1 pseudogene is annotated in these 1,430 nt (G+C 77.8%); it reads left to right on the plus strand.

What is annotated here, in order from left to right:
• Nucleotides 1–119: 119 nt before the first annotated feature.
• Nucleotides 120–1,430 (plus strand): annotated as a pseudogene (locus F2B26_RS16230) (hypothetical protein); the annotation flags it as partial.

A 1,430-nucleotide genomic window follows, 5' to 3' on the forward strand; every position in this document is an offset into this window, starting at 1 on the left:
TACGGCCAGGCGCTGTTCGGCACCGAGTGGCGCGACGTGGTCGCGTTCGTGCTGCTCATCCTCGTGCTGATGTTCCGACCGACCGGCATCCTGGGCGAGTCCTTGGGGAGGGCCCGAGCATGAGCACGTTCGTCCTGGTCGCCGCGGTGTACCCCGCGACCACCCGGGCGCGCAGGCTCACGGAGCGCTCGACCGCCGGTGCTGTGCTCGCGCCGGTCGGGTACGCGGCGGCCGTGCTGGGGACGGCGCTCGCCCTCGTCGGTGCCGATCCGGGCACCACCGGCACGGGAGGCTCGGGGCGCAGCGCCGCCGCGGCGCTCGGGTTCGGTGTGTTCGCCGCGGTGCCACTGCTCGCCCGGCCGGGCCGACGCCCCGCGGTCGCGGTCTGGACGGCCGTCGTCGTGCTGCCGGCGTTCGGCTGGACCACCGTCCGGGCGTTCGGGGCCGACGGCTGGTGGGCCACCGGATGGCCCCTGGGCGCGGTGGTCCTCCTCGGGGCTGGTGGTGCCGCCCTGATCGGGGCGCTCCTGAGCGAGTCGACGCGGCCGGCCCGACGCCCCTGGCCGCCGGCCCGGCCGACGCTCCCCGCGCTGACCGTCGGCAGCGTGCAGCTGGTGCTCGGCACCGCCGTCGCCGTGCTCGGCGGATGTGCGGACCCGTCCGTGGGATGGGCCGTCGTGCTCGCTGCGGCCGCGGCCGTCGTGCTCGCGACCGGGGTGCTCACGCTGCTGCCTCCGCTGGCCGCCGCCGCGCTCGTGCTCGGCTGGACCGCCGCCCAGGTGCTGCACCGCGACGCGTTCGACCCGCCGGTGCAGCTCGGGCTGGTCGCGGCACTCCTCGTCGTCGCCCACCTGCTCTCCCGACGTCCGCGCACCGGGTGGGCCCGACCGGATGCCTGGGTCGCGCTCGCGGGTGTGCCCGGCTACGCGGTCGGGCTCGCGCTCGCCCTGCAGGACGCCGCCCGGCCGACCGCCTCCCCCGGGACCGATCTGACGGTCGCGGTCGCGGGGCTGCTGCTGGTCGCCACGGCCGTACGGCTGCGCCGTCGACGGTGGCTCGCCGAGGGGCTCGGCTGGGCCGGGACCGTGGTGCTGCTCGTCGGCGCGGCGTACGCGGGCGCGGGATGGCCGGCGCTCACCTGGGCGCTGCTCGGGACCGCGCACACCGTCCTGGCGGCGGTGGTCTCCCGCGGGACCACCCGCACGGTGCGGCAGGTCATCGGTGCGCTGGCCGCGCTGATCGCCTGGGTGGCGCTTCTCGGCTGGCTGGCACCGGGTTCCGGCCGCGGCGTCGACCTCACCCTGGCGGCCGGCTCCCTCGTGCTCGTGGTGCTCGCCGCGCTGGTGGTCCGGGCCGGCCTCGCGCGCTCGTGGGTCGTGGTCTGGGGGACGACGGCCGCCGTGCTCGGGCTCGGTGCCGCCGGCTCGCTG

The sequence above is a fragment of the Cellulomonas citrea genome, assembly GCF_009829685.1.
Taxonomy (GTDB): Bacteria; Actinomycetota; Actinomycetes; order Actinomycetales; family Cellulomonadaceae; genus Cellulomonas; species Cellulomonas citrea.